The following is a 20,421-nucleotide window of genomic DNA, read 5'->3' as shown; positions in this document are numbered from 1 at the left end:
GGCCCAGACCTCAGGGCCGGTCGAGCCGCAGCCGCTCGGCGCGCGGCAGTCCCGCGACGACCAGATCGTAGGAGTCCTCGATCAGCTCCCGGACCAGCTGGTCCGGGAGGTCGCCGTCCACGGTGACCGTGTTCCAGTGGCGCTTGTTCATGTGCCACCCCGGCGCGATCAGCCCCGGGTGGTCACCGCGCAGCCGGATCGCGGCCTCCGGGTCGCACTTCAGGTTCACGGTGAGCGGCCGCGCGTCCAGGGTCGTCAGCGCGAACATCTTGCCGCACACCTTGAACACCGAGACGTCCGGGACGCGGGGGAAGGGGAACTCCTCCACGGCCGCGTTGAAGGACACGCAAAAGGCCCGCAGCTGCTCGGGGGTCACTCCAGGTCTCCTCGATCTCGGCCGATGGGGTTGGCACCACAGCTCTACCAGGCCCGCGACGATCTCTGCCACCGAACGGCCGGACAACGGCGATACCGGTCGTGCAGGCTGCGTCACCAGTTTCCGGAATCACTCCCTCCGCAACAGAGTGGAGGCATCAACCGGGAGGTGTTTTGAAATGACCTTGAGATACCCGAGCATGATCATGTTACGGTTGCAGTACTGCAAAGCCCTGCAAACGGCTTGCGCATATGCAGAGTGGACGGGGGTCCCGATCTGACGCATTGACAGGTGACCTGACCCCTGTTGGCGGATGGGGACGTAGGGCGTCTCCCATGGGAAACGAAGATGTCTACGTTCTTGGGAGGGCGGGCAATGAATCCGGGTGCGGGCTTTGTGTTCGGCGTAGGGCTGATCACGCTGGGCGCGATGATTCATTACGTGAAGAATCAAGTTGCGAGTGGAAGCATCGAGCGCAACTCTGTGATCGGCATCAGGACCAAGGCAACGATGTCTTCGGACCATGCATGGCAGGCAGGGCATACCTCAGCGGCTCCGATGCTGACGGTGACTTCCTTGACCGCCTACGCGGTGGGCGCGATTTCCTTGGCAATCAGCCTGGTGTTGACGCTGAGCGACACCGAAAACCCGGCTGTCATCATTGTCCCGTTGACCGGAATCGTCGTGGTTCTCGCACTCCTCACCGCAGCAGCGGTCAAGGCAAATTCGGCTGCACGCGCGGTCGATAGTTCAGATGGCTAGTTCAGCTCACGCTAAAATGCATCACATGTCGGGGGAAGACACTGTGAAGTTCAGTTCCGGAAAAATAGTCGCCGCAGTAGCGGCCGGTTCCATCCTTGTGGCGGGCGGCGTGACCACCCAAACCGCCTTGGCCGACGACGGCCGCGGAGCTTCCGCGCCGGGCAAGGCACAGCTCAAGGAGACCGCGAAGGGGACCGCCAAGTACAGCGACGCGCAGTTTCTTCAACTGCTGCTCGCCGCCCAGGGGCCGATCGCAGATGCGAACCCCGAGCTGAAGCGAATGCTCGGATTCGATCCCGATAAGCCGCACACCAACGAAAAAGCGCTGAATAAGGTCATCGCAAGGTACCTGGCCGCCCACCCCGGGTTCCACCAGGATATGGCGGTTCCCTTCCAGTCCGGCGATCCTGTGCGCGTCAATGCCGCTCTCCGTGACTTCTCGGTTTCCTTCAACAAGTGGATCAAGGAGACCGGTAAGCCCGCGGCCAGCGGCAAGGCGCGGGCACAGGAGAGCGGCTGGTTCTGGATGGGTGCGTACGTGGCCATCTACGTGAACGCCGCAGGGGCCGCCAACGCCGTCGCGTACACGAACGCCGGAGTTGCCACCAACGCCCTCGCAACCCTCGTGGTCGTCACGTGGTATCTCGAGGACGGCAGCCCGAGCGGCTCGGGCATCGAGCGCGACGCCTTTGTCAACGCCCTGACCACTGCGCTGACATGAGTCACGGCCCGGCGATCACCGAGCAGAACACTGACGAGCAGACCACCGAGGCGGGAAGTCCTGAGCCGATTCACTCGGCACCAGGCCTGGTCGCTGCCGTGGGCGGCATTCTCCTCGTCGGAACCATGCTAGCTGGATCAATCTTCTTTTCCCTTCCGAGCAACGTGCTCTCCACGCGCGACGGAGGCGAACTTCGGTCGCTGTCGGCGAGGTTACTGCCCCAGAGCTGGGCGTTCTTCACGAAACCTCCGAATGACCCTGAGTTCGTTCCTTACACCGTGTCCGACGATGGTGTTTCCTATGCGGCGCGACTGCCGAATTCGCGCTCGGATAACCTCTATGGGCTCACCAGGCGCCAGCGTGCGCAAGGCCCAGAGGTTGCCAGCATGGCGAATCAGGTACACGCATGGAAGGACTGCGAGGAGATAGAGGGAGATTGCCCAGCGGTGGTCGCCGGGTCCTCGGGGCCGGCCGCTGTCACGAACTCGTCTCCGGTCCCCACTCTTTGCGGGCGATTGGTCCTGGTGGAGTCGACGCCTGTGCCGTGGAAGTTTCGCGACAAGTATGAAGGATGGCGCCTCGACAAGAAGGCTGCTCTTGTGGAGGCGAAGTGTTCGCAAAGCAAATAGCCGTAGTGATGGAGCGGTCCGTCCGACGCTTTCCCGCCGAGTCCCGGGCTCTTGGCATCGGCAGATCAATGATCGCACTTGCCCAGGCATCCATCTTGGTCTTCACTCCGGCCTCTCATCTCTTCGTGCCGGTGGGCGGGGATGAGATCACGATTGACTGTTCGACCCCGGTCCAGGGCGTGTCGCTGTACTGCCTGGCAGGCTCTGCGGACCGTCAGCTCCTCAACATCCTGGTGCTGGCCCTGCTCCTGATCGTCGCGAGCGGGATTCTGCCTCGGTACACCACCGTGTTGCATTTCTGGGCGTCCCTCTCCATCGGTCAGTCGGTATCGCTACCTGACGGCGGAGATTCTGTTGCACAGGTTGTCACCTTCTTCCTCGTTCTGGCTTGCGCCAATGACAGGCGGAGATGGCATTGGCAACAGCCCACTGGTGAAGAGGGGAAGGGGTCGATCCCGCAGGGCCTCGCCTGGGCAGGCTGGTGGGGCGTGCGGCTCCAAGTCGCGTACATCTATCTCAATAGCGCCCTGGCCAAATTGTCCGTCGGCCCGTGGGCGGAAGGAAGTGCGACGTATTACGTCGCGCGTATGGAGAACTTCGGGGCAGCCGGTCTGTTCGCCGACCTGTTTCGCTGGGCGACGGGCATCACCCTTATCGCCCTTCTGTCCGCATGGGGGACGATTTTCGCGGAAGGCCTGATCGCGCTGTTCCTGTTGCGGGGCGGATCCCGGCAGATGGTGGCTGCGACTATTAGCGCATGCCTTCACGTTCTGATCATCTTGCAGCTCGGGATTATCTCCTTCGGGTTCATCATGTTGGGAGCGGTAATCTGCGCGGCATCCCGGGGTATCGACGCGAACGCCCCGCGTTTGAAGAGCCTGCTCTCGCACACCCGTAGTTCCCCTGGGGCGAGCCACTCGTCCATGCCGACGGATCCTGAGCCGACCGGCAAGACCGACGCGGTGAAGCTCGGGTCGTAGCCAACGATGCTCCTGTGCCCATGAGTTGAGGCTTCGAGCCAGCCTTACGGCGGACGGCCTGTGCGGTCAGCGCCTCGGGCGGGCGATCAGTCGGACGTCCGGGCCGGAGCGGGACACGTCCACCAGCTCGCATCGCAGGATGTCGTCCATCGTCTCGATGGTGCCGCCCTGCAGGGCGCTCTTGCCACGGCCGAGGAGCGCGGGCGCGATGTAGGCGATCATGCGGTCGACCAGCCCGGCCGATACGAACGATGCGGCGAGGGTCGGGCCGCCCTCCAGGAACATGCCGCGTACGCCCCGCCCGTCCAGCTCGCGCAGGAGCGCGTGAAGGTCCAGGCCCAGGCCCTCCTTCGCGCGCGGCAGCCGGACGACGGTCGCCACGTCGTCCAGGTGCGTGGCGTCCGCGTCGTCGGCGACGGCGACGATGGTGGGTGCCGCGTCGTCCAGCACCCGGGCGGCGGCGGGTGTCCGCGCGTTGCTGTCGACGATGACGCGCCACGGCTGCTCGTCGACCGGCACGGCCACCTTCAGCTTCGGGTCGTCCTTCGCCGAACGGACGGCAAGGTGGGGGTTGTCGGCCTGCTGGGTGCCGGAACCGACCACGGTCGCCTGGCATGCCGCGCGCAGCGCGTGGACCTCGGCCCGCGACTCGGCGCTGGTGATCCACTGGCTGGTGCTGTCCGCCGCGGCGATGCGCCCGTCCAGCGTGGCCGCGTACTTGTAGACGACGTACGGCCGCCCTTCGACGCTGTGCCACTCGTCCGCGCCGACCAACTCGTTGATGTGCATGGGCTCCTCCAGCAGATCTTGGTTCCGGGCAGCCTAGTCACACCGCCGCGACGGCCTCCGTCAAGTCCTGCACCATCGCCGTATGTCGCCATGGCGCCAGGCTGGTCACCACCCGGCGAAGCTCCTCGGTCGTACGGCGGGACTCCGTCTCACGGCTGATGTTCAGCGCATCCATGGCGGTGGCACAGGCTGCGTCCGGGGCTCGGTGGGCGGCGTGCGCGTTGGCGAGCCGGGCCAGATGGAGGCCGCGTTCACGCTGGTATATGGCGGGCCAGTGTTTCAAGGCCTGCTGGTAGGTGGCCACGGCGTCCACCGGATTGCCCAGGCGCAGATGGCACGCGGCGCGCTGGGCATGGGCGTAGGCGGGGTTGCAGTAGCCGCCGAGCTGATCGTTCACCGCTTCGTCTCCGTCGACGAGTTCCTGGGCGGCGTCGAGCGCGCGGAGGGCTGGCAGCTCGCCTCCGAGGAGAGCATGGCCATGTGCTGCTTGAAGGTGGGCGGAAGCGCGGATACGTGCGGGCACGTCGCCCCGGACTCGCAGGGCCGCCGACGCCAGGCCGACGGCCCGCTGCCGCTGTCCGAGCCCGACTGACTGCTGCGCCTTACGCATCAGGATGAAGGCTTGCCGCACGGGATCGTCGGCTTCCTGAGCCCATTCCATCGCCCGGTCGGACCACCAAAGGGACTGCTCGGGGCGGCCGAGATCCTCGTACAGCCAACCGGCGAACTCGGCCCACTCCGCGCCGGTTTTGAGGATCTCCCGGCGGAGGGGACCACGGGCTGCGGGCAGCAGTTGCCGCTCGATGACGGTGAGGTGGTCGTGGACGGCGCTGATCGCCGCGTGCGGTCCGTAGAGCCCGTCCGACTGGACCAGGGTGGCTCGGAGCTGCTGGAGGTGGCCGACGACGGCCGGATTGACGGGGCGGCGAGTCGCGCCGCCGGAGACGCTGACAGGGGCGGGGAGGATGCCGAGACCGGCCGCTGCCGCCGTTGTGCCCAGGAAGTCACGACGTTTCACCGCAGCGCTGTGCGAGGCCTCTCCGGCGACGGCGAGCCCGACTTCGGCAGGGGCCATACCGAGCCGATCGGCGACGAGGGCGAGCACCTCGATGTCGCGCGCGGACTGTAGGCCGCGTTCCAGACGGCTGATCGTGCTCTGACTGTACCCGCACATATCGGCCAGATGCTGCTGGGTCCAGCCGCGTTCGTGGCGGGCGGCAGCGATGGCCTCACCTGCGTTGGGGTGGCTCGCTGACTGCGCCATATCCGGTCCCGGTGTGTGGTGGCGTGACTTGAGGAGGGATACCCAGAGTAGTGACCTGGTTCGCATGCGTATGCAGGTTGTGCATACGCGCAGCGTGTGCCGCATGCGCCTGAGACGGCGGGCGGGGAGTCGCGTTTGTCTGTACGCACAAGGTGAGACGCACCCGCCGGAGGCTTCTTCATGACGTTTACTCAACCCGCGGCCGAGCCGTGGTCCCCGCCGCGTGGCGAGGTTGAGATGGTCCAGGTCGGCCCGCACTGGGACGTCCTGCGCGCCCCCGCTGAGATCGGCGAACGCGTCCTCGCATTACTCGGCGACGCGAGCGGTGCCGTCATCGCCGACTACGGCCTGATGTACTGGCTCATCCCGAGCGGCCACGCTGAGCACTGGGGGCGCCTCCAGAGGAGCATCCACGCTCTCGGCGCGCACGGAGCCGAGGTCACGTACGTCGGCGTGCCGCCCGCGCATTGGAGGGGCGGTCCGCGCCTGCACTGGCGAGTGCCCATGGGCCCGGACCGGTACCTGACCGACCCCGGACGGCTTCGCGAGGCCCTGGTGCGGGCGATCGCCGCCGAGCCCGCCGAGGAGGCGACGGCGCGGTGAGCGTCCAGGTCTGCGCCCGCTGCCAGACGCCCACCAGGGAACCGGTCGTCGTCGCGATCGGTTACGGCGGGAGCGGTGGCGGCGGCACGGTGTATGCCTGTCCCGGTTGCGCGCCCACGTTCCCGAAGCAGCGCGAGCCGTTCGACTGCAGCCGCCGTCTCCTCGACCGCAACGAGCCCGTCAGGCGGCAGCGGTGAGGGCCTTCAGGAGGGAGCGCCGCCGGGAGCCCGCAGCGGTCGTCCACGTCCGGCCGACCGTCTGGAGCCGGTTCCTCGACCACGTCATGGCCTGCCCCGACTGCCGGGGCGGCGAGCGGTGCGAATACGGGGACAGGCTGCACCGCGCGGTGCGAGCGGCCCTCGACACCTCGGCCTCATAAACATCCCTGACACGCCTTCTGGAGGCAGCGTGAGCGACTACAAGGAGTACGGGGACAAGGCCCAGGAGAAGGGCCGCAAGAAGCCGGGCCCGGGCGGCGACATGGGCAACGGGCAGACCAGCGGCTGTATGGTCATGGCGCCGGTAGCCGTCGTCTTACTCTGGGCAGCCGCGGCCATGACGCGTCGGAGGCAGGTATGAAGATCAGGACTCACCGGGTCGTCCGAGACGGCGACGAGGTGTACCCCGACGGCGAGGGCACCCGCTTCTTCGGCCTACCGGCGTGGAGGATCTGCTTCGTGCTGTGCGCGGCGATGCCGGTGGCGCTGCTGGCCTACACCTACGCCAGCCGCTGACCTCCATCTACCTGCAGTAACGCGTACCGCCGGGTAGCCGCAGCCGTATTCAGCGGCCGTCCCTGCACACCGCTGCATCCGTGGAGAGGTGGACTCCATGTGGACCTTCAGCATGAAACAGCCCCCCAACCCAAAAGGATTGGGGGGCCGAAACAGGCTTTCACCTGCGGTCGGTCACTGTGGGCGCAGACGGATTCGAACCGCCGACATCTGCCTTGTAAGGGCAGCGCTCTACCGCTGAGCTATGCGCCCGGGGGGAGCTGTCAGCCTACCCTGTTCGCGGGGTGGCGCCGCAATCCGGTTGTGGTGGGAAAAAGCCGAGGACGCGAACCGTACCGACCTCTGTGTTCGTCCCTGGTGGGTGGGAGAATGACATCCGGGCCCGGGCGATCCATTGGGAGAGGTAAGTGGCGGCGACACCTGCGCGGCGGTGGTTCGGGGGACGCGGGGAGAGCCAGCGGGCGGAGGCGCAGGCGGCGAAGGATGCCGCGGCGGCCGCGTTCTACGAGCTGGACACCGCGCAGCGGGATCTGCGGATCTCGATCGAGACGATCACGGCGGTGGACGACTCCCCCGCCGCCCGCCGGGCCGCCGCCGACTTCGCGGCGCTCGGGCAGCGGATCGACCAGGTCAGCCACGACTACATCACCGCCGTGGACGCCCACGACCTGGACCGGGACGGGCTCGACGCGGCGGCGGCCGGGCGGGCGCGGGCGGAGCTGACCCGGGCGCGGGACGAGCTGCGGCGGACCAAGGCGGACCTGGACCGGTTCGGGCAGGGGCTGGGGTCGCTGCTGCAGCAGGCCGAGACGCAGCTCGCGCGGCTGGCACCGGCCGTCGAGCGGGCGCGGCAGGCGCTGCTGGCGGCCACGAACGCGCTGGACGAAGTGCGCGGCTCCGGGCTGCGGGCGGACGATCTGGCCGCGCGGCTGGCGGCGCTGTCGCCCGAGCTGACCAAGCTGAACCAGGGCGCCGGGCAGCACGGCGTGCAGGAGACCATCCGGCGCGCGGACGACGTGCTGCGCCGGGCGGAGGCCGTCCGCGGGGAGGCGGAGCGGCTGCCGGAGCGGGCGGCGGAGATAGACCGGCGGCTGGTGTCGCTGCGTACCCGCGCCCAGGCGATCACCACCCGGGCCGCCGGGGTCGAGCCGGTGCTCAGCGAGCTTCGCCGCCGCTACAGCGCGGCCTGCTGGCAGGATCTGCAGTCCGTGCCCGGGCAGGCGGCGCGGGACGTGGCGCAGGCCGAGGCGAAGCTCGGCGAGGCGCGGGCGGCGCGCGAGGAGCAGCGCTGGCCGGACGCCACGGCCCTGCTCAGCACCGTACGGGCACTGCTGAACACCACGGACGAGGCGGTATCGGCGGCCGGGGACCGGCTGCGGCGGCTGGACGAGGTGTCGTTCAACCAGGACAAGGAGATCGAACGCACCCGTTTCGCGATCCGCGACGCCCAGCGGCTTGCGATGGCCGGGCGCAGCACCCCCGACCCACGCCACGCCCGCCCCCTGGACGACGCGGTGGCGCGGCTGGACCGGGCGATCGCGGGGCTGGAGGGGCGGCACCCGGACTGGTGGCACTTCCTCACGGAGACGGAGGCGGTCCGGCAGTCGGTCGCCCGGGTAGTACGGGAGATCCGCGACGAGCTGGGCGGCGGGGCGGCGGGCTGAGCCGGGACCGGGTGCGGCTGTACGGGCCCGGGGGCCGGGGGTACCGGGCGGAACGGGCCCCGTACGAGACGGGCCGTACGAGGCGGGTTCGGCGGTACGGGGCCCGGGGGCTGAGCCGGGTCGGCCGGGCCCTGAACACCGGCGGAGCCGAGTGGCACGGCCGGGCTCGGGGCCGGGGTGAGGCTGGGGCGGGGCGGAACGGGGGCCGTGGAGTGGGCCGGTGGTTATGCTCCTGACATGCCTCGCTACGAATACCGCTGCCGCGCCTGCGGGAACACCTTCGAGCTGACCCGGCCCATGGCCGAGTCCTCGGCGCCCGCGTCCTGCCCGGAAGGGCATGAGGACACGGTGAAGCTGCTGTCGACCGTCGCCGTCACCGGCGGCTCCGCCGCCTCCTCCGCACCGGCCGCGCCCGCCGGTGGTGGGGGCGGATGTTGCGGGGGCGGGTGCTGCGGCTGATCCTGGGAGGTACGTCAGGGGGTGCGTAAACCGGTACGTATCCCCGCGTACCCATCGGGTACGGCCTCGCCGGTTAGGAGGCCGACATGGCTACTGGCCGCCCCTCCCCCATCGGTCCGCACCCCGCGGGCACCGCGCGGCATTTTCCGGAGCGGATCGGTGGGCACACCAAGCTGGACGAACACCTGCCGGTCGACCACCGGCTGAGCCGGGTCTACCGCATCGGCGCGGGGCTGATGGGGCTGGTCCTGGTCGCCTTCGGGATCCTCGGCCTGACCGACAACATCGGGTTCTTCGACACCGGCGGCGCCACCGTCGCCGAGCTGAACACCAACGGCGCGCTGAGCGTGCTGTCCATCGTCATCGGCGTGCTGCTCTTCGTCGGCATGGTCATCGGCGGCAATTTCGCCTCGACGCTCAATATGGTGCTCGGGCTGCTCTTCCTGCTGAGCGGATTCGTCAATCTCGCGCTGCTGGAGACCAGCTTCAACTTCCTGGCCTTCCGGCTGCAGAACGTGCTGTTCAGCTTTGTGGTGGGCCTGATGCTGATGTGGTTCGGGATGTACGGGAGGGTCAGCAGCAAACTGCCGCATGACAACCCGTACTGGATCGCCCGCCACCCCGAGCAGGCCCAGCGCGAGGCCCGGGCGCGCGAGGCCATGGCCGCCCGGCGACGGGCCGGGGAGGGCGGCGAGGAGCCTGTAGACCGCACCCACGCCGCCGACCGCACCAAGGAAGAGAGCGAGCAGCCGCCCGGGAAGTGGGGGAAGCTCGACCGGGGGCCGGGCGACACGGAAACCCCCAAGCGCCGCCGACTCCGCCGCCACCGCCCCGCACCGCCGCAGGTCAGCCCCGGCGACGAGCCAGGGTGAGGCCATCGGCGATCGTGAGCATGACCGCCTCCATGCGGTCATCGGCCGCCACATGGTCGTTGAACTCCTTGATCGCCGCACCGCCACCGGAGGCCGCCGGGTCGACGACGGCCCCGTGGTAGAAGACGTTGTCCGCGACGATCAGCCCGCCCGGGCTCAGCCGCGGCACCAGCTCCTCCCAGTACGGGATGTAGTTGCCCTTGTCCGCGTCGAGGTAGGCCAGGTCGATGTGCGGTTCGGCGGGCATCGCGCGCAGCGAGTCCAGGGCGGGCGCGATCCGCAGGTCGATACGGTCGGCCACCCCCGCCTTGGCCCACGCCTCGCGCCCGTACGCCGTCCACTCGTCCGATACGTCGAGGGCGACCAGCGTGCCGTCGGCGGGCAGGGCCTGCGCCATGGACAGCGCGGAGAAGCCGGTGAAGGTGCCGACCTCCACGATGTGGCGGGCGCCGGTCAGCCGGACCAGGAACGCCAGCAGCGGGCCCTGTTCCTCGGCGGACTGCATCCCGGCGACCTCCGGCAGCCGCGCGTGCGTCACGTCGACCAGTTCGCGCTGCACGGGGTCGAGCGGCGGGTTGTGGGCCAGCATGTAGCCGTACAACTCGCTGGTGATCGGGGTGCTCTTGCTCTCGGCCACGGGGCCCCTTCGTCAGTCCGAGTCAGGTCCAGTTCCGGCTCGACTGTAGCGCGGACGGCCGCGCGGGGGCCGGGGCCGCGCCCCGTACCCCGCGCGGCAGACGGCGCGGCGGACGGCGCTGCTCAGCCCCGGCCGCGGGAGACGGCGCGGATGACCTCGCGGCGGGCCTTCGCCCGGTGCAGGGAGGCGTGTTCGGACAGGGCGCGGGCGATCGCCTCGCCCGCCGCGACGCCCTGCTCCTCCACCGCCGTGACCTGTGGTGCCGTCCAGCCCGCGGTGGCCAGTTCGCCGTGGCCGGGGCGCCAGGCGTGGTCGGCGGCCGCCAGCAGGTCGGCGTCGAGGAACGAGTCGCCCGCGGTGATCACCTCGTCCGCGCCCGTGCGGCGCTTGACCTCGGCGACGGCCGCGCTCTTGGTGAGCGGCTTCGGTACGGCGTAGATCTTGCGGCCCTGGAGCGAGACGGTCCAGCCGCGCGGCTCCGCCCACACCGCCAGCTCCTTGACCCACTCGTCGGGCAGCAGCTTCCGCTCCACGACGAGATACGCGAACAGGTCCTCCGCGACCCGCTCCTTGAGTAGCCACGCCGGGTCGGCGGTGGCGGTGAGGTGGGCGCGGACCTCGTCCAGGGGGGCGCACGCGTCGGCCAGGGCGCCGCGTACGCCCGCGTGCCACTCGGGGTCGGACTCGCCGTCGACGAGCAGATGGCCGCCGTTCGCGCAGATCGCGAAGCGCGGGGCGGGGCCGGGGAGATGGACCCGCCGGTACTGCTCGGGGGTGCGGGTGGTCGTCGGTACGAAGACGTCGGTACGGGCCAGCTCCGCGAGCAGCCCGGCCGCGGTCTCCGTGACGTACGACAGCGGCTTGCCCTCGTACACCTCGACGCACAGCAGCCGGGGCGCCTCCGCGTCGGGCATGGTGAGGCCGAGCGCCGCCGCCGAGTAGATCAGCGTACGGTCGAGATCACTTGCCACCAGAACGGTCATCGGGCCGCCTCCGCGGAGTAGGTCATCGTCACGTTCATCTGGACGCCACCGCCTTGCCGTCCGCGCCCGTGGCGCCTCGTGTGTAGCGCGGGTGGATCAGCCCCACGCAGGTGTACGGCAGGCCGTCCGTCTCTTCGACCGGCACACCGCGCTGCTCGGCGAGCAGCCGCACATGGTCCAGGTCCGCGCCCGCGCCCCGCTTGGCGAGGATCTTCCACGGGACGCGGCGCAGCAGCACGCGCGTCGTCTCGCCGACGCCCGGCTTGACGAGGTTGACGTCGTGGATGCCGTACTCCTCGCTGATCCGCTCGACGGCCCGCCACCCCTCCCAGGTCGGGGTGCGGTCGGCGGCGGCCAGCTCCTTCGCGTCGGCCGCCACGTCGTCGGCGACCTCCGCGAAGCGGGCCGTGATGGCGTCGAGGAAGGCGCCGGAGAGGTCGGCGCCGGACAGCTCGCGGTAGAACTTCGCGCCGTGGAAGTCGTCAGGTCCGACGAGGTCGGCGCGCAGCACGGTGCGCGATATCAGCCCGGATACGGTCGAGTTGAGGCACGCGGAGGGGACGAGGAAGTCGTCGCGGGTGCCGTAGGTGTCGACACAGCGGCCCGGGTCGGCGAGGACGGCGATCCGCGGGTCGAAGCCGGGGTACGGGGCGAGGGCGTCCGACAGCTCGCGGGTGATCGCGCCCTTGCCCGTCCAGCCGTCGACGAAGACGATGTCGGCCGGGTCGTGGTGGTCGGCCAGCCAGCGCAGCGCGGCGGTGTCGATGCCACGGCCGCGCACGATGGAGATCGCGTAGTGCGGCAGGTCGAGCCCGTGGGCGTGGCGCGCCCAGCGGCGCATCAGCACGCCGACCGGCGTACCGGCCCGGGCGAGCGAGACGAGGACGGGGCGCGGGGAGCGCTCGGCGAGCACGGTCTCGGTGACGGTGCCGACCGCGCGGGCGATGCGGGCGGCGGAGGTGTCGAGCGCGGCGCGGAACAGCTCCTGGTAGTCCTCGCTGGGCTGGTACTCGACGGGCAGCGACTCGGCGTAGTGCGCCCCGCCGCTCTGGATCGCCTCCTCGCGCTCCTCGGTGGGGGCTTCGAGGGTGACGTGGGAGAAGTCCTGGAGCAGCCAGCCGACGTCGGCGGCGGCGTAGGACGAGAACGCGGGACCGCGCAGGGGCTCGGGCGGCGGTTGGTGCATGAAGGGGGCCTGTCGTTCGGGGACGGGAGCGGGGGTGGGGGCTGGAGCGGTGGGAGTGGGTACGTACGAGGGGACGACGGCCAGCAGCAGCCGGTCGGTGTGCGCGGCCAGCCGCGCGAGCAGCCCGTCGGGGGCGTGCAGCGCGGGGGTGTCGGCGGCCGAGTCGACGACGGCGACGACCGCGTCGAAGCGGCGCGCGGGGTCGGCGCCGGGCGCCACGTTGTAGGCGTAGCGCGCCCCGGGCCCGTCGGCGGGGGCGTCATGGGCGGGGAAGGTGAGCGCGGTACGGATCGCGTACCCGGGGTCGTCCACGGCGAGCACGGGCGAGCGCGTGGTGGTCGAATACCGCACCTCGGCCCCGTCGAGCGCGCCGTCCAACGCCCCGGCGATCCGCAGCGGCGCGTACATCAACTCCTCGCAGCCCAGCACGAGGACGCTGCGCGGCGTGGCGGCGAGGGGTTTCCGGTCCGGCGGCCCGGCGGCGTCCACGGCCCCGGCGGACGCGGGCGCCGAGCGGTCGGCGGGCGGCACCGAGCCCGGCTGCGCGTCTGCCACCTCCGCCCCGGCCGGGGCGGCATCGTCCCGCCCGGGCGCCCCGGCGGGCGCGGGCGTCGGGGCGATGTCCGCCCGCCCCGACGGCGCGGGAGCCCCGGCGGCGTTCACCGCTTCGGCTGGTGCGACGGGGGTGGCCGACGCCGAGCGGTCGGCGGTCGGCGCGGCAGCGGCGGGCGAGCGCGGCCTCGTCTCGGACGCGTCCGCCGGGGCGCGGCGCGGCTCGGCGCCGTGCGGCGATGCCGGGGCCGGACCGGCGGCGGTCAGGGCCTCGGCGATACGCGCCGCCATGGCCGGAAGCGCGGCTTCCAGGCGGGTGCGGTGGGCGGGGGTGAAGCCGTGGCGGCCGCCGTCCGGGAGGCCTCCGGGCCAGCCCAGGTCGACCCGTACGGCCTCCGGGGCGCCGTCCGTCCGGCGTGCCCCTGCCGACCCGGCAAACCTGGGCGGCTCGGGCTCGGCGGCGGCCTGAGACCCGCCCGTCGCCGGAGCGGCCCCGGCGGCCGGGGACGCGGCGGGCGCGCCCGGCGCCTCCGTGCCGTGGGCCGCCACCAGGGCTCGGCCGCGCTCCAGGACGTCGTCGGGGAGGTGGACCGTGCCGGTCGCGGCGGTGACGAGGTCCACGCGCGCGCCCAGGTCGGACGCGAAGGCGTCCAGGTGGGCGCGGTCCTCGGGGGAGCGCATGTCGACCAGGGCGACCACCACGTAGCGGTCGCGGGGGAAGCGGCGGTGGAGGGCGGCGATGGTGTTGAGGACGGTGCGGCCGGTGGAGAACTCGTCGTCCACCAGGACCAGCGGGCCGTCCGTGGACAGCAGCCGGGGGTCCTCCGGGAGCAGCAGATGGGACGTGGCGTGGCTGTGCTCCTCCTCGAAGCCGCCCACCGTGGGCACGCCCGTGACCGGGCGGCGGGTCGAGTGCAGATACGGGGCCAGGGCCAGGCCGTCCGCGACGCTGTGGCCGAGGCCGGTGGCCGTCTCCGCGTAGCCGAGGACGACGGCGCGGGCCGCCGCCTCCTCGCCCAGCAGGGCGCGCACCCGCTCGCCGAGCGCCACGCCCGCGCCGTGGACGGCGGCGGGCCGCTGGGGCACGTGTTTGCCGAGCACGTTCGACACGAGCAGATGCGCCCGCTTGGGGTTGCGCCGCAGCGCGAGCCCGAGCAGCCCGGGCAACCGCTCGTCGCCGTCGAGCCGTACGCCGAGCCGGTCCGCGACCCACTGTCCCGACCACACCACGCTGTCTGCCTCAATTCCTCTCATGCGGTCCGCAGGCCGGCGGCCAGCAGTTCCACGAAGCTCACATCCTCCCGGGCGACGCCGAAGACCTCGGCGCGCTGCAGGGTCCGTTCGGCCCAGGCCCGGTGGGGTTTCACCTCGTTCATTTTGTTGGTGTACGAGGAGCGCAGCACACCGCCCCCGCAGCGCTCGGGTTCGAGGATGTCCACCGCGTCGCTGAACTCCTCGTGGCTGACGACGGACAGGGCGTGCACCGGGGCGACATGGGTGGGGTGGATGCAGGTCTTGCCCTGCAGCCCGTTGGCCCGGTCGAGTTCGATCTCGCGCAGCAGTCCGTCCATGTCGTGCTCGATGAGCGCGGCGCGCAGCGATTCGGCCCGCCCGGAGAAGGGGCTGAGCCGGAGTTGCGGCTTGAACATGCGCTCGTGCTGCTTGAAGTACTCCCACACCGGGCCGGTGACGATGAATCCGGTGCCGTCGGCCCGGCCGAGCATGTTCACCACGTCGCCGATGACGGAGGCGACGAGCTGGACGTCGTACGCGGTCATGTCGGGCGCCCGGCGCAGCGCGTACGCGGAGCACAGGTCGGTCACCCCGAGCCGCAGCGCCAGCACCCGCTCCCGGTATTTGTCGACGATCCGGCCGATCCCGGCGAGGGTTTCGGTGCGGGTCTCGCGGTGCATCAGCTCGGGCGACTCCAGGACCGGCATCGCGTACAGCCGCCGGTTCCCCAACACCTCGGCCACCTCACGGTTTTCGGCCGATATCAGCGCCTCCAGGAACGGAACGCCGCGCTCCTCGGTGAACTTGGGCAGTACGAATCCAGACAGCAGCCGAACGGCCGGTCCGAGCCGCCTGACGAGGTCGACGATCTGCTCGGGGGTGCGCACCCGGATGAAGAGCAGCGGCAGATCGGTGACCGCGCCGCGCTCGGCGAGGGCGGCGAACTGCCGCACGAGGTTCTCCTCGGCGCCCGGCACCTCGGCGTCATGGATCGAGTCCTCCAGGCACAGCACCATGGAGACAACGCCCCGACCTGCCTGTTTGAGGATGTCCTCGGCGAGGGCGGGCCGGGTGGCGGGACTGTAGAGGGTGGCGCCGAGTGCGACGGCGAGGGTCCGGGCCGGTGAGTCGACCGAGAATTCGACGGGCTGCTGATGGAAGAGACGCGTCCGCACCTCGTCCGGCAGATGTCCAAAATGCCGCATGCTTCTCCCCGCACTGCCGGTTTCCCCACCCGGGCCACACGACCCTCGGGTGGCCGATTATCGTACGTCCGAGCGCTGGTCAAAAGTTCCCCAAGACCGTGAAAATCACGTAACTCCTACGCGTCGCTCCGGTATCCGGCATGCCCGTCCCGCCGCATCCCACCAGCACTTCCCGGCCCCCCTGCGTTGTCTGGGCACCGGGCGGGAGGGCAGGATTACGGCCATGACGCACGCGATGCTGAAGGGATCGAACATCCCGCTCGAGGCCACGGCCATACGCGCGGTGCTGCGCTGGACCCCCGGCACGGACGTACCGGACGTCGACGCCTCGGCCCTGCTGCTCAACGGGGACGACCGCGTGCGCTCGGACGAGGACTTCGTCTTCTACAACCAGCCACGGCACCCCTCGGGGCTGGTCCGGCACCTGCCCAAGAAGCGGGCGCCCGAGGGGCTGACGGACACCATCGAGGCCGAACTGACCGCGCTGGAGCCGGAGGTGCACCGGGTGGTGCTGGCGGCCTCGGCGGACGGCGGGACCTTCGGGCAGGTCCGGGACTTGAGCCTGCTGCTGTACGACGCGTCGCCGTCGGCCGCCGAGGAGCCGCTGGCGATCTTCGCGGTGCTCCCGGAGACCGGCAAGGAGACCGCGCTGATCTGCGGCGAGCTGTACCGGCGCGGGGACAGCTGGAAGTTCCGCGCGCTGGGGCAGGGCTACGACACCGGGCTGGTCGGCCTGGCCACGGAGTACGGCATCTCGGTGGACGACGGCGAGGGCCCGGACTCGGTACGGAACCGGCGCACCGGCCGGGGCGCCGAGGAGCCGGAGGCCGCCATGCCCGAGCCCCTGCCCTCCGCGGACCCGGGCCCGACCCCCAGCCAGGCCGAGACGGCCGCTCTGCCGCACCCGCGGCCCCTGCCGCAGCCCGACCCCTGGGACCCGCAGGCGACCCAGCCGTACTCCCCCGGGCAGGGCGCCACCACGGGCGTCACGGGCGGCGCGGCGGGCGACGGCGACTACTACCTGCCGCCGCAGCCTCCCGTACCGCCGCAGGCACCCCCGCAGGCGCCCCCGCACGCCCCGGCGGCGGCCTACCCGCAGCAGCCCGCCCAGCCCGCGTACGGCTACCCGCAGCAGCCGTCGTACGGATACCCGCAGCCGCCCGCGTACGGCTATCCGCAGCAGGTGCAGCGGACCGATCCGCCGCCCCCGCCGCCGCTGCCGATGCCGTTCCCGGACCCCAACTTCACCCTGCCGCCGCAGGGGCCTCAGTTCCAGAGCCGTTAGCGAGCCGCGGCTACACCTTCGACTTGTAGCCGCGGCCCCACTGGAGGCCCCACCCGTACAGCCGGTCCAGCTCGGCCTGGAAGCCGTACACGTACTTCACCTCGCGGCGGACGACCAGCTCGCCCTTGACGTTCTCCAGCATGACCACGGCGCAGGAGCGGGCCTGCGGGGCCCGCTCGTCGAGCGCGATCTCCACCCGCGGGCCGTTGCTGGGGAAGAGCGTGACCATGCCATGGGTACGGTCGAAGGCGGGGGTGCCGTCGTAGATATAGACGAAGACGAGCAGACGCTTGATGTCATCCTTGTGGTCCAGGTTGATGTAGATCGTCTCGCCCATGCCGGAGCCGAACCGGTCATCCCCGCTGAGCTTGACGTACGGCGCCTCGTTGAGGTTGCCGAAGAAGTCGCCGAGCGGCTGGACCACGCCCTTGGCGCCGCTCTTCAGCTCGTACATGACGGCCAGGTCCAGGTCGACGTTGACCATGGCGGGCCCCTGGGCCTGCACCACCTGCGGCTTGAACATCTGCAGCGGGTGGCGCAGCAGACTGGGCCCCTTGGCGTTGAAGTCCGAGGTCCGCATCTGCCAGGACAGGTTGATCCGCAGGTTGCCGCTGGCGGCGCCCTGTTTGGTCAGCGAGATGCTCGGATTCCGCTTGGTCAGTTCGACCGCACCGGTCGCGTCGCCGCTGTCGAACTCGCGGCGCCACGCGGACCGCCCCCAGTTGCTCCAGAACGCCATCGTGCGCACCCCCACCCTTCGTGGCTCCCACTGCCTCAACACCGCTCCATGAGCAGCGGGGCGGCCGGGAGGTCGGTAGACCTCGGCCGCCCCGCTGAGAGCGTTCCTCAAACGCCGGTGCGTCACACTCCGGAGGTCAGACTCCGGACGTGACTTCCGTTTTCTCCTCTGATCCGGCTCCGCCGCCGTGTCCCGCACGGCGGTTGCGGACGACCGAGGACCAGTACGAGGCGCCGATGAGGGCGACGCCCACCAGGCCGGTGATGACCTCGTTGATCTCGTACTTGATGGTGACCAGCAGGATGGCGGCCAGCGCGCCGATCGCGTAGTGCGCGCCGTGCTCCAGGTAGACGTAGTCGTCCAGGGTGCCCTGGCGGACCAGGTAGACCGTCAGCGAACGGATGTACATCGCGCCGATGCCCAGACCCAGCGCCATCTCGAAGATGTCGTTGGTGATCGCGAAGGCGCCGATCACACCGTCGAAGGAGAACGAGGCGTCGATGACCTCGAGGTAGAGGAACATGAAGAACGCGGCCTTACCGGCCAGGCCGACCACCGTGGCGCCGCTGCTGCCGCGCTCACCGCCCTTCGCCTGGGCGGTCTCGGCGGGCTTCTTCTCGTCCGCGCCGTCTTCGTCCTCGTCGTCCTCGTCGTCCTCTTCGAGCTTGTTCTCGAAGAACTCGGAGACCCCGCCGACGATCAAGTACGTCATCAGACCGGCGACCCCGGCCAGCAGCACCGTCGAACTCTTGTCACCGCCGCCGTGGGCCACGTCGGTGGCGAAGGTGGTGGCGGAGATCAGCAGCACGGCCAGGGCGACGACGACGGAGAAGGTCTCCAGCTTGCCGAGCTTGGACAGCGGCCTCTCCAGCCAGCCCAGCCAGCGGATGTCGCGGTCCTCGAAGATGAAGTCGAGGAAGATCATCAGCAGGAACATCCCGCCGAAGGCGGCGATCGACGGGTGGGCGGCCGTCACCAGGTGTTCGTACTTTTCCTTGTCGTTGATCGCGAGATCAACGGCCTCGATCGGCCCCAGCTTCGCCGTGATCGCGACAATGACCACTGGGAAGACCAGACGCATGCCGAAGACGGCGATGAGAATGCCGATCGTCAGGAAGATCTTCTGCCAGAAGGCGTTCATCTTGCGCAGAATGCCCGCGTTGATGACCGCGTTGTCGAATGAGAGCGAAATCTCCAGGATCGAGAGGATCCCGACGATCGCGAGCCCCTTCCACCCCCAGAGGACGCCGGCCAAGGCCAGACCACCCGCCGTGACGGCGAACGACCAACCAAAGGTTTTGAGGATCACTGACAGCCCAATCCTTCTTCGTACGGTCTCCCCCGCGCCTAGTACGCGGCTTTACGAAACGTTGACCCCGAAGTCTAGAGCGATGCCCCGGAGCCCTGACGCGTACCCCTGTCCCACCGCGCGGAACTTCCACTCGCCGTTGTACCGGTAAACCTCGCCGAAGATCATCGCGGTTTCGCCCGAAGCGTCCTCGGAGAGGTCGTAGCGGGCCAGCTCATTGCCGTCCGCCTGGTTCACCACCCGGATAAACGCGTTGCTAACCTGTCCGAACGTCTGACGCCTGGCGTCGGCGTCATGGATCGAGACCGGGAAGACGATCTTGTCGACCCGCTCCGGGACCTTGCTGAGGTCGATCAGCAGCGACTCGTCGTCGCCGTCGCCCTCACCGGTGAGGTTGTCGCCGGTGTGCTCCACGGAGCCCTCGGGGCTCTTGAGGTGGTTGTAGAAGATGAAGTACTCATCGCCGAGCACCCGCCCCGACTCGCACAGCAGCGCGCTGGCGTCGAGGTCGAACGGTGCTCCGGTGGTGGAGCGCGCATCCCAGCCCAGGCCCACGAGCACCTGGGTGAGATTCGGCGCGGCCTTGGAAAGGGAGACATTGCCTCCCTTGGCGAGCGTGACGCCCATGATCTGGTCCCTCCCCGGGGTAGTGCGCGGTGCGACGCGCATCCGGCGCCGCACTCCCGCCGCTCTGCTGCAGGGGTGCGGCGCCGGACGTGGCGGCCCGGCGCGCCCGGCCGAGGGCTTACGACGTAAGGCTTGACGTAAGACCTGCGGCCGGGCGCCAGGGCCGGTTCAGACGTTGACGCCGAAGTCCTGCGCGATGCCACGCAGCCCCGAGGCGTATCCCTGACCGATGGCACGGAACTTCCACTCCGCCCCGTTCCGGTACAGCTCGCCGAAGACCATGGCGGTCTCGGTGGAGGCGTCCTCGGAGAGGTCGTAGCGGGCCAGCTCATTGTTGTCGGCCTGGTTCACCACGCGGATGAACGCGTTGCGCACCTGGCCGAAGCTCTGCTGGCGGGTCTCGGCGTCGTAGATCGACACCGGGAAGACGATCTTGGTGACCTCGGCCGGGACACCGGCCAGGTTCACCTTGATCTGCTCGTCATCGCCCTCGCCCTCACCGGTGATGTTGTCACCGGTGTGCTCGACTGAGCCGTCGGGGCTCTTGAGGTTGTTGAAGAACACGAAGCTCTGGTCGTTGGCGACCTTGCCCTCGGCGTTGGTCAGCAGGGCGCTGGCGTCGAGGTCGAAGTCAGTGCCCGTGGTGGTGCGGGCGTCCCAGCCCAGACCGACGACCACCGCGGTCAGGTTAGGGGCTTCCTTGGTCAGCGAGACGTTGCCGCCCTTGCTGAGGCTGACTCCCACGAGTCCTCCCAATAAGGTTCGTCAGGAGCACGGTGTGCCCCTATCTCCATGAGGTTTCCCATCAGGAT

The 20,421-nt window shown here is 70.0% G+C and carries 24 protein-coding genes and 1 tRNA gene; 13 read left to right on the top strand and 12 right to left on the bottom strand.

The features are described 5' to 3' along the window. Window positions 1-10 precede the first annotated feature (10 nt). Window positions 11-376 (bottom strand): MmcQ/YjbR family DNA-binding protein, encoded by a 366-nt coding sequence (locus tag ACFV9T_RS29515; RefSeq protein WP_385445471.1) that lies wholly within the window; start codon window positions 374-376, stop codon window positions 11-13. A 348-nt stretch (window positions 377-724) separates the two neighbouring features. On the opposite strand from ACFV9T_RS29515, the gene ACFV9T_RS29510 reads away from it, so the two are divergent. From ACFV9T_RS29510 to ACFV9T_RS29495, 4 genes are read left to right on the top strand one after another with little or no spacing between them, the layout of a single operon-like run. Then, the gene (locus tag ACFV9T_RS29510) at window positions 725-1,138 is read left to right on the top strand and encodes an SdpI family protein (RefSeq protein WP_385445470.1); all 414 of its coding nucleotides are present in this window, start codon (window positions 725-727) and stop codon (window positions 1,136-1,138) included. A gap of 25 nt (window positions 1,139-1,163) precedes the next feature. Then, window positions 1,164-1,859 carry a hypothetical protein gene (locus ACFV9T_RS29505; RefSeq protein ID WP_385445469.1) on the top strand — a complete coding sequence of 232 codons (696 nt, stop codon included), beginning with the start codon at window positions 1,164-1,166 and terminating at the stop codon, window positions 1,857-1,859. Next, window positions 1,856-2,488: an SdpA family antimicrobial peptide system protein gene (locus tag ACFV9T_RS29500; RefSeq protein WP_385445468.1), complete on the top strand. Its 633-nt coding sequence runs from the start codon at window positions 1,856-1,858 to the stop codon at window positions 2,486-2,488. The genes ACFV9T_RS29505 and ACFV9T_RS29500 overlap by 4 nt, the downstream gene beginning before the upstream one ends. Then, window positions 2,431-3,468 carry a sporulation-delaying protein SdpB family protein gene (locus ACFV9T_RS29495; RefSeq protein ID WP_385445467.1) on the top strand — a complete coding sequence of 346 codons (1,038 nt, stop codon included), beginning with the start codon at window positions 2,431-2,433 and terminating at the stop codon, window positions 3,466-3,468. Before ACFV9T_RS29500 ends, ACFV9T_RS29495 begins: the two co-directional genes overlap by 58 nt. Before the next feature lie 66 nt (window positions 3,469-3,534). Here ACFV9T_RS29495 and ACFV9T_RS29490 read toward each other — a convergent pair whose 3' ends face one another. Together ACFV9T_RS29490 and ACFV9T_RS29485 are read right to left on the bottom strand one after the other, a co-directional pair. Further along, the gene (locus ACFV9T_RS29490) at window positions 3,535-4,257 is read right to left on the bottom strand and encodes a RibD family protein (protein WP_385445466.1); all 723 of its coding nucleotides are present in this window, start codon (window positions 4,255-4,257) and stop codon (window positions 3,535-3,537) included. A gap of 37 nt (window positions 4,258-4,294) precedes the next feature. Beyond that, on the bottom strand, window positions 4,295-5,521 hold the full coding sequence (locus ACFV9T_RS29485; protein ID WP_385445465.1) for a helix-turn-helix domain-containing protein: 1,227 nt from the start codon (window positions 5,519-5,521) through the stop codon (window positions 4,295-4,297). Window positions 5,522-5,701: 180 nt separating this feature from the next. Between ACFV9T_RS29485 and ACFV9T_RS29480 the strand changes: the two genes are divergently transcribed. From ACFV9T_RS29480 to ACFV9T_RS29460, 5 genes are read left to right on the top strand one after another with little or no spacing between them, the layout of a single operon-like run. Continuing rightward, window positions 5,702-6,124: a hypothetical protein gene (locus ACFV9T_RS29480; RefSeq protein ID WP_385445464.1), complete on the top strand. Its 423-nt coding sequence runs from the start codon at window positions 5,702-5,704 to the stop codon at window positions 6,122-6,124. Further along, window positions 6,121-6,321 carry a hypothetical protein gene (locus tag ACFV9T_RS29475; RefSeq protein WP_385445463.1) on the top strand — a complete coding sequence of 67 codons (201 nt, stop codon included), beginning with the start codon at window positions 6,121-6,123 and terminating at the stop codon, window positions 6,319-6,321. The genes ACFV9T_RS29480 and ACFV9T_RS29475 overlap by 4 nt, the downstream gene beginning before the upstream one ends. Next, a complete protein-coding gene (locus ACFV9T_RS29470) occupies window positions 6,318-6,503 on the top strand; it encodes a hypothetical protein (RefSeq protein ID WP_385445462.1) in 186 nt (61 codons plus the stop codon). Before ACFV9T_RS29475 ends, ACFV9T_RS29470 begins: the two co-directional genes overlap by 4 nt. 29 nt (window positions 6,504-6,532) lie before the next feature. Further along, complete coding sequence (locus tag ACFV9T_RS29465) at window positions 6,533-6,703, top strand: hypothetical protein (RefSeq protein WP_385445461.1); 171 nt, start codon at window positions 6,533-6,535, stop codon at window positions 6,701-6,703. Continuing rightward, window positions 6,700-6,858: a hypothetical protein gene (locus tag ACFV9T_RS29460; RefSeq protein ID WP_385445460.1), complete on the top strand. Its 159-nt coding sequence runs from the start codon at window positions 6,700-6,702 to the stop codon at window positions 6,856-6,858. Before ACFV9T_RS29465 ends, ACFV9T_RS29460 begins: the two co-directional genes overlap by 4 nt. Before the next feature lie 180 nt (window positions 6,859-7,038). Here the strand turns inward: ACFV9T_RS29460 and ACFV9T_RS29455 are convergent. Beyond that, window positions 7,039-7,110: transfer RNA gene (locus tag ACFV9T_RS29455), tRNA-Val, on the bottom strand. 155 nt (window positions 7,111-7,265) lie between these two features. Between ACFV9T_RS29455 and ACFV9T_RS29450 the strand changes: the two genes are divergently transcribed. From ACFV9T_RS29450 to ACFV9T_RS29440, 3 genes are all read left to right on the top strand, one after another. Further along, window positions 7,266-8,522 carry a hypothetical protein gene (locus ACFV9T_RS29450; protein ID WP_385445459.1) on the top strand — a complete coding sequence of 419 codons (1,257 nt, stop codon included), beginning with the start codon at window positions 7,266-7,268 and terminating at the stop codon, window positions 8,520-8,522. A 237-nt stretch (window positions 8,523-8,759) separates the two neighbouring features. Further along, window positions 8,760-8,981, top strand: a complete 222-nt coding sequence (locus ACFV9T_RS29445; RefSeq protein ID WP_385445458.1) for a zinc ribbon domain-containing protein — start codon at window positions 8,760-8,762, stop codon at window positions 8,979-8,981. 86 nt (window positions 8,982-9,067) lie between these two features. After that, window positions 9,068-9,853 (top strand): DUF4383 domain-containing protein, encoded by a 786-nt coding sequence (locus ACFV9T_RS29440; protein WP_385445457.1) that lies wholly within the window; start codon window positions 9,068-9,070, stop codon window positions 9,851-9,853. Here ACFV9T_RS29440 and ACFV9T_RS29435 read toward each other — a convergent pair. The 4 genes from ACFV9T_RS29435 to ACFV9T_RS29420 form a co-directional block, all read right to left on the bottom strand. Continuing rightward, window positions 9,828-10,442 carry an O-methyltransferase gene (locus tag ACFV9T_RS29435; protein ID WP_385445478.1) on the bottom strand — a complete coding sequence of 205 codons (615 nt, stop codon included), beginning with the start codon at window positions 10,440-10,442 and terminating at the stop codon, window positions 9,828-9,830. The genes ACFV9T_RS29440 and ACFV9T_RS29435 overlap by 26 nt on opposite strands. A 170-nt stretch (window positions 10,443-10,612) precedes the next feature. Further along, window positions 10,613-11,473 carry an HAD family hydrolase gene (locus ACFV9T_RS29430; protein WP_385445456.1) on the bottom strand — a complete coding sequence of 287 codons (861 nt, stop codon included), beginning with the start codon at window positions 11,471-11,473 and terminating at the stop codon, window positions 10,613-10,615. 34 nt (window positions 11,474-11,507) lie between these two features. Then, the gene (locus ACFV9T_RS29425) at window positions 11,508-14,465 is read right to left on the bottom strand and encodes a phosphoribosyltransferase domain-containing protein (protein WP_385445455.1); all 2,958 of its coding nucleotides are present in this window, start codon (window positions 14,463-14,465) and stop codon (window positions 11,508-11,510) included. Beyond that, window positions 14,462-15,649 carry an HpcH/HpaI aldolase/citrate lyase family protein gene (locus ACFV9T_RS29420; protein WP_385445454.1) on the bottom strand — a complete coding sequence of 396 codons (1,188 nt, stop codon included), beginning with the start codon at window positions 15,647-15,649 and terminating at the stop codon, window positions 14,462-14,464. Before ACFV9T_RS29420 ends, ACFV9T_RS29425 begins: the two co-directional genes overlap by 4 nt. Window positions 15,650-15,872: 223 nt before the next feature. Between ACFV9T_RS29420 and ACFV9T_RS29415 the strand changes: the two genes are divergently transcribed. Then, window positions 15,873-16,934 (top strand): TerD family protein, encoded by a 1,062-nt coding sequence (locus ACFV9T_RS29415; RefSeq protein ID WP_385445453.1) that lies wholly within the window; start codon window positions 15,873-15,875, stop codon window positions 16,932-16,934. 10 nt (window positions 16,935-16,944) lie between these two features. Here the strand turns inward: ACFV9T_RS29415 and ACFV9T_RS29410 are convergent, their stop codons facing one another. The 4 genes from ACFV9T_RS29410 to ACFV9T_RS29395 all read right to left on the bottom strand — a co-directional run bounded on the left by ACFV9T_RS29410 (window position 16,945) and on the right by ACFV9T_RS29395 (window position 20,353). Then, window positions 16,945-17,673 (bottom strand): Tellurium resistance, encoded by a 729-nt coding sequence (locus ACFV9T_RS29410; protein WP_385445452.1) that lies wholly within the window; start codon window positions 17,671-17,673, stop codon window positions 16,945-16,947. A 136-nt stretch (window positions 17,674-17,809) separates the two neighbouring features. Beyond that, complete coding sequence (locus ACFV9T_RS29405; protein ID WP_385445451.1) at window positions 17,810-18,982, bottom strand: DUF475 domain-containing protein; 1,173 nt, start codon at window positions 18,980-18,982, stop codon at window positions 17,810-17,812. 51 nt (window positions 18,983-19,033) lie between these two features. Further along, window positions 19,034-19,609, bottom strand: a complete 576-nt coding sequence (locus tag ACFV9T_RS29400; protein ID WP_385445450.1) for a TerD family protein — start codon at window positions 19,607-19,609, stop codon at window positions 19,034-19,036. 168 nt (window positions 19,610-19,777) lie between these two features. Beyond that, window positions 19,778-20,353 (bottom strand): TerD family protein, encoded by a 576-nt coding sequence (locus tag ACFV9T_RS29395; RefSeq protein ID WP_385445449.1) that lies wholly within the window; start codon window positions 20,351-20,353, stop codon window positions 19,778-19,780. Window positions 20,354-20,421 lie beyond the last annotated feature (68 nt).

The sequence above is a fragment of the Streptomyces sp. NPDC059850 genome (assembly GCF_042731515.1).
Classification (GTDB): Bacteria; Actinomycetota; Actinomycetes; order Streptomycetales; family Streptomycetaceae; genus Streptomyces.
Note: the sequence above shows the minus strand (reverse complement) of the source record. Positions and strands in the feature narration are given on the sequence as shown.

Excerpts from the sequence above, each read along its gene's own strand:
- ACFV9T_RS29505 (WP_385445469.1), top strand. The coding sequence starts at position 1,164 with ATGTCGGGGGAAGACACTGTGAAGTTCAGTTCCGGAAAAATAGTCGCC.
- ACFV9T_RS29500 (WP_385445468.1), top strand. The coding sequence starts at position 1,856 with ATGAGTCACGGCCCGGCGATCACCGAGCAGAACACTGACGAGCAGACC.
- ACFV9T_RS29400 (WP_385445450.1), bottom strand. The coding sequence starts at position 19,609 with ATGGGCGTCACGCTCGCCAAGGGAGGCAATGTCTCCCTTTCCAAGGCC.
- ACFV9T_RS29445 (WP_385445458.1), top strand. The coding sequence starts at position 8,760 with ATGCCTCGCTACGAATACCGCTGCCGCGCCTGCGGGAACACCTTCGAG.
- ACFV9T_RS29425 (WP_385445455.1), bottom strand. The coding sequence starts at position 14,465 with ATGAGAGGAATTGAGGCAGACAGCGTGGTGTGGTCGGGACAGTGGGTC.
- ACFV9T_RS29510 (WP_385445470.1), top strand. The coding sequence starts at position 725 with ATGTCTACGTTCTTGGGAGGGCGGGCAATGAATCCGGGTGCGGGCTTT.
- ACFV9T_RS29485 (WP_385445465.1), bottom strand. The coding sequence starts at position 5,521 with ATGGCGCAGTCAGCGAGCCACCCCAACGCAGGTGAGGCCATCGCTGCC.
- ACFV9T_RS29440 (WP_385445457.1), top strand. The coding sequence starts at position 9,068 with ATGGCTACTGGCCGCCCCTCCCCCATCGGTCCGCACCCCGCGGGCACC.
- ACFV9T_RS29490 (WP_385445466.1), bottom strand. The coding sequence starts at position 4,257 with ATGCACATCAACGAGTTGGTCGGCGCGGACGAGTGGCACAGCGTCGAA.
- ACFV9T_RS29460 (WP_385445460.1), top strand. The coding sequence starts at position 6,700 with ATGAAGATCAGGACTCACCGGGTCGTCCGAGACGGCGACGAGGTGTAC.
- ACFV9T_RS29435 (WP_385445478.1), bottom strand. The coding sequence starts at position 10,442 with ATGCTGGCCCACAACCCGCCGCTCGACCCCGTGCAGCGCGAACTGGTC.
- ACFV9T_RS29430 (WP_385445456.1), bottom strand. The coding sequence starts at position 11,473 with ATGACCGTTCTGGTGGCAAGTGATCTCGACCGTACGCTGATCTACTCG.
- ACFV9T_RS29420 (WP_385445454.1), bottom strand. The coding sequence starts at position 15,649 with ATGCGGCATTTTGGACATCTGCCGGACGAGGTGCGGACGCGTCTCTTC.
- ACFV9T_RS29410 (WP_385445452.1), bottom strand. The coding sequence starts at position 17,673 with ATGGCGTTCTGGAGCAACTGGGGGCGGTCCGCGTGGCGCCGCGAGTTC.
- ACFV9T_RS29415 (WP_385445453.1), top strand. The coding sequence starts at position 15,873 with ATGACGCACGCGATGCTGAAGGGATCGAACATCCCGCTCGAGGCCACG.
- ACFV9T_RS29495 (WP_385445467.1), top strand. The coding sequence starts at position 2,431 with ATGGCGCCTCGACAAGAAGGCTGCTCTTGTGGAGGCGAAGTGTTCGCA.
- ACFV9T_RS29480 (WP_385445464.1), top strand. The coding sequence starts at position 5,702 with ATGACGTTTACTCAACCCGCGGCCGAGCCGTGGTCCCCGCCGCGTGGC.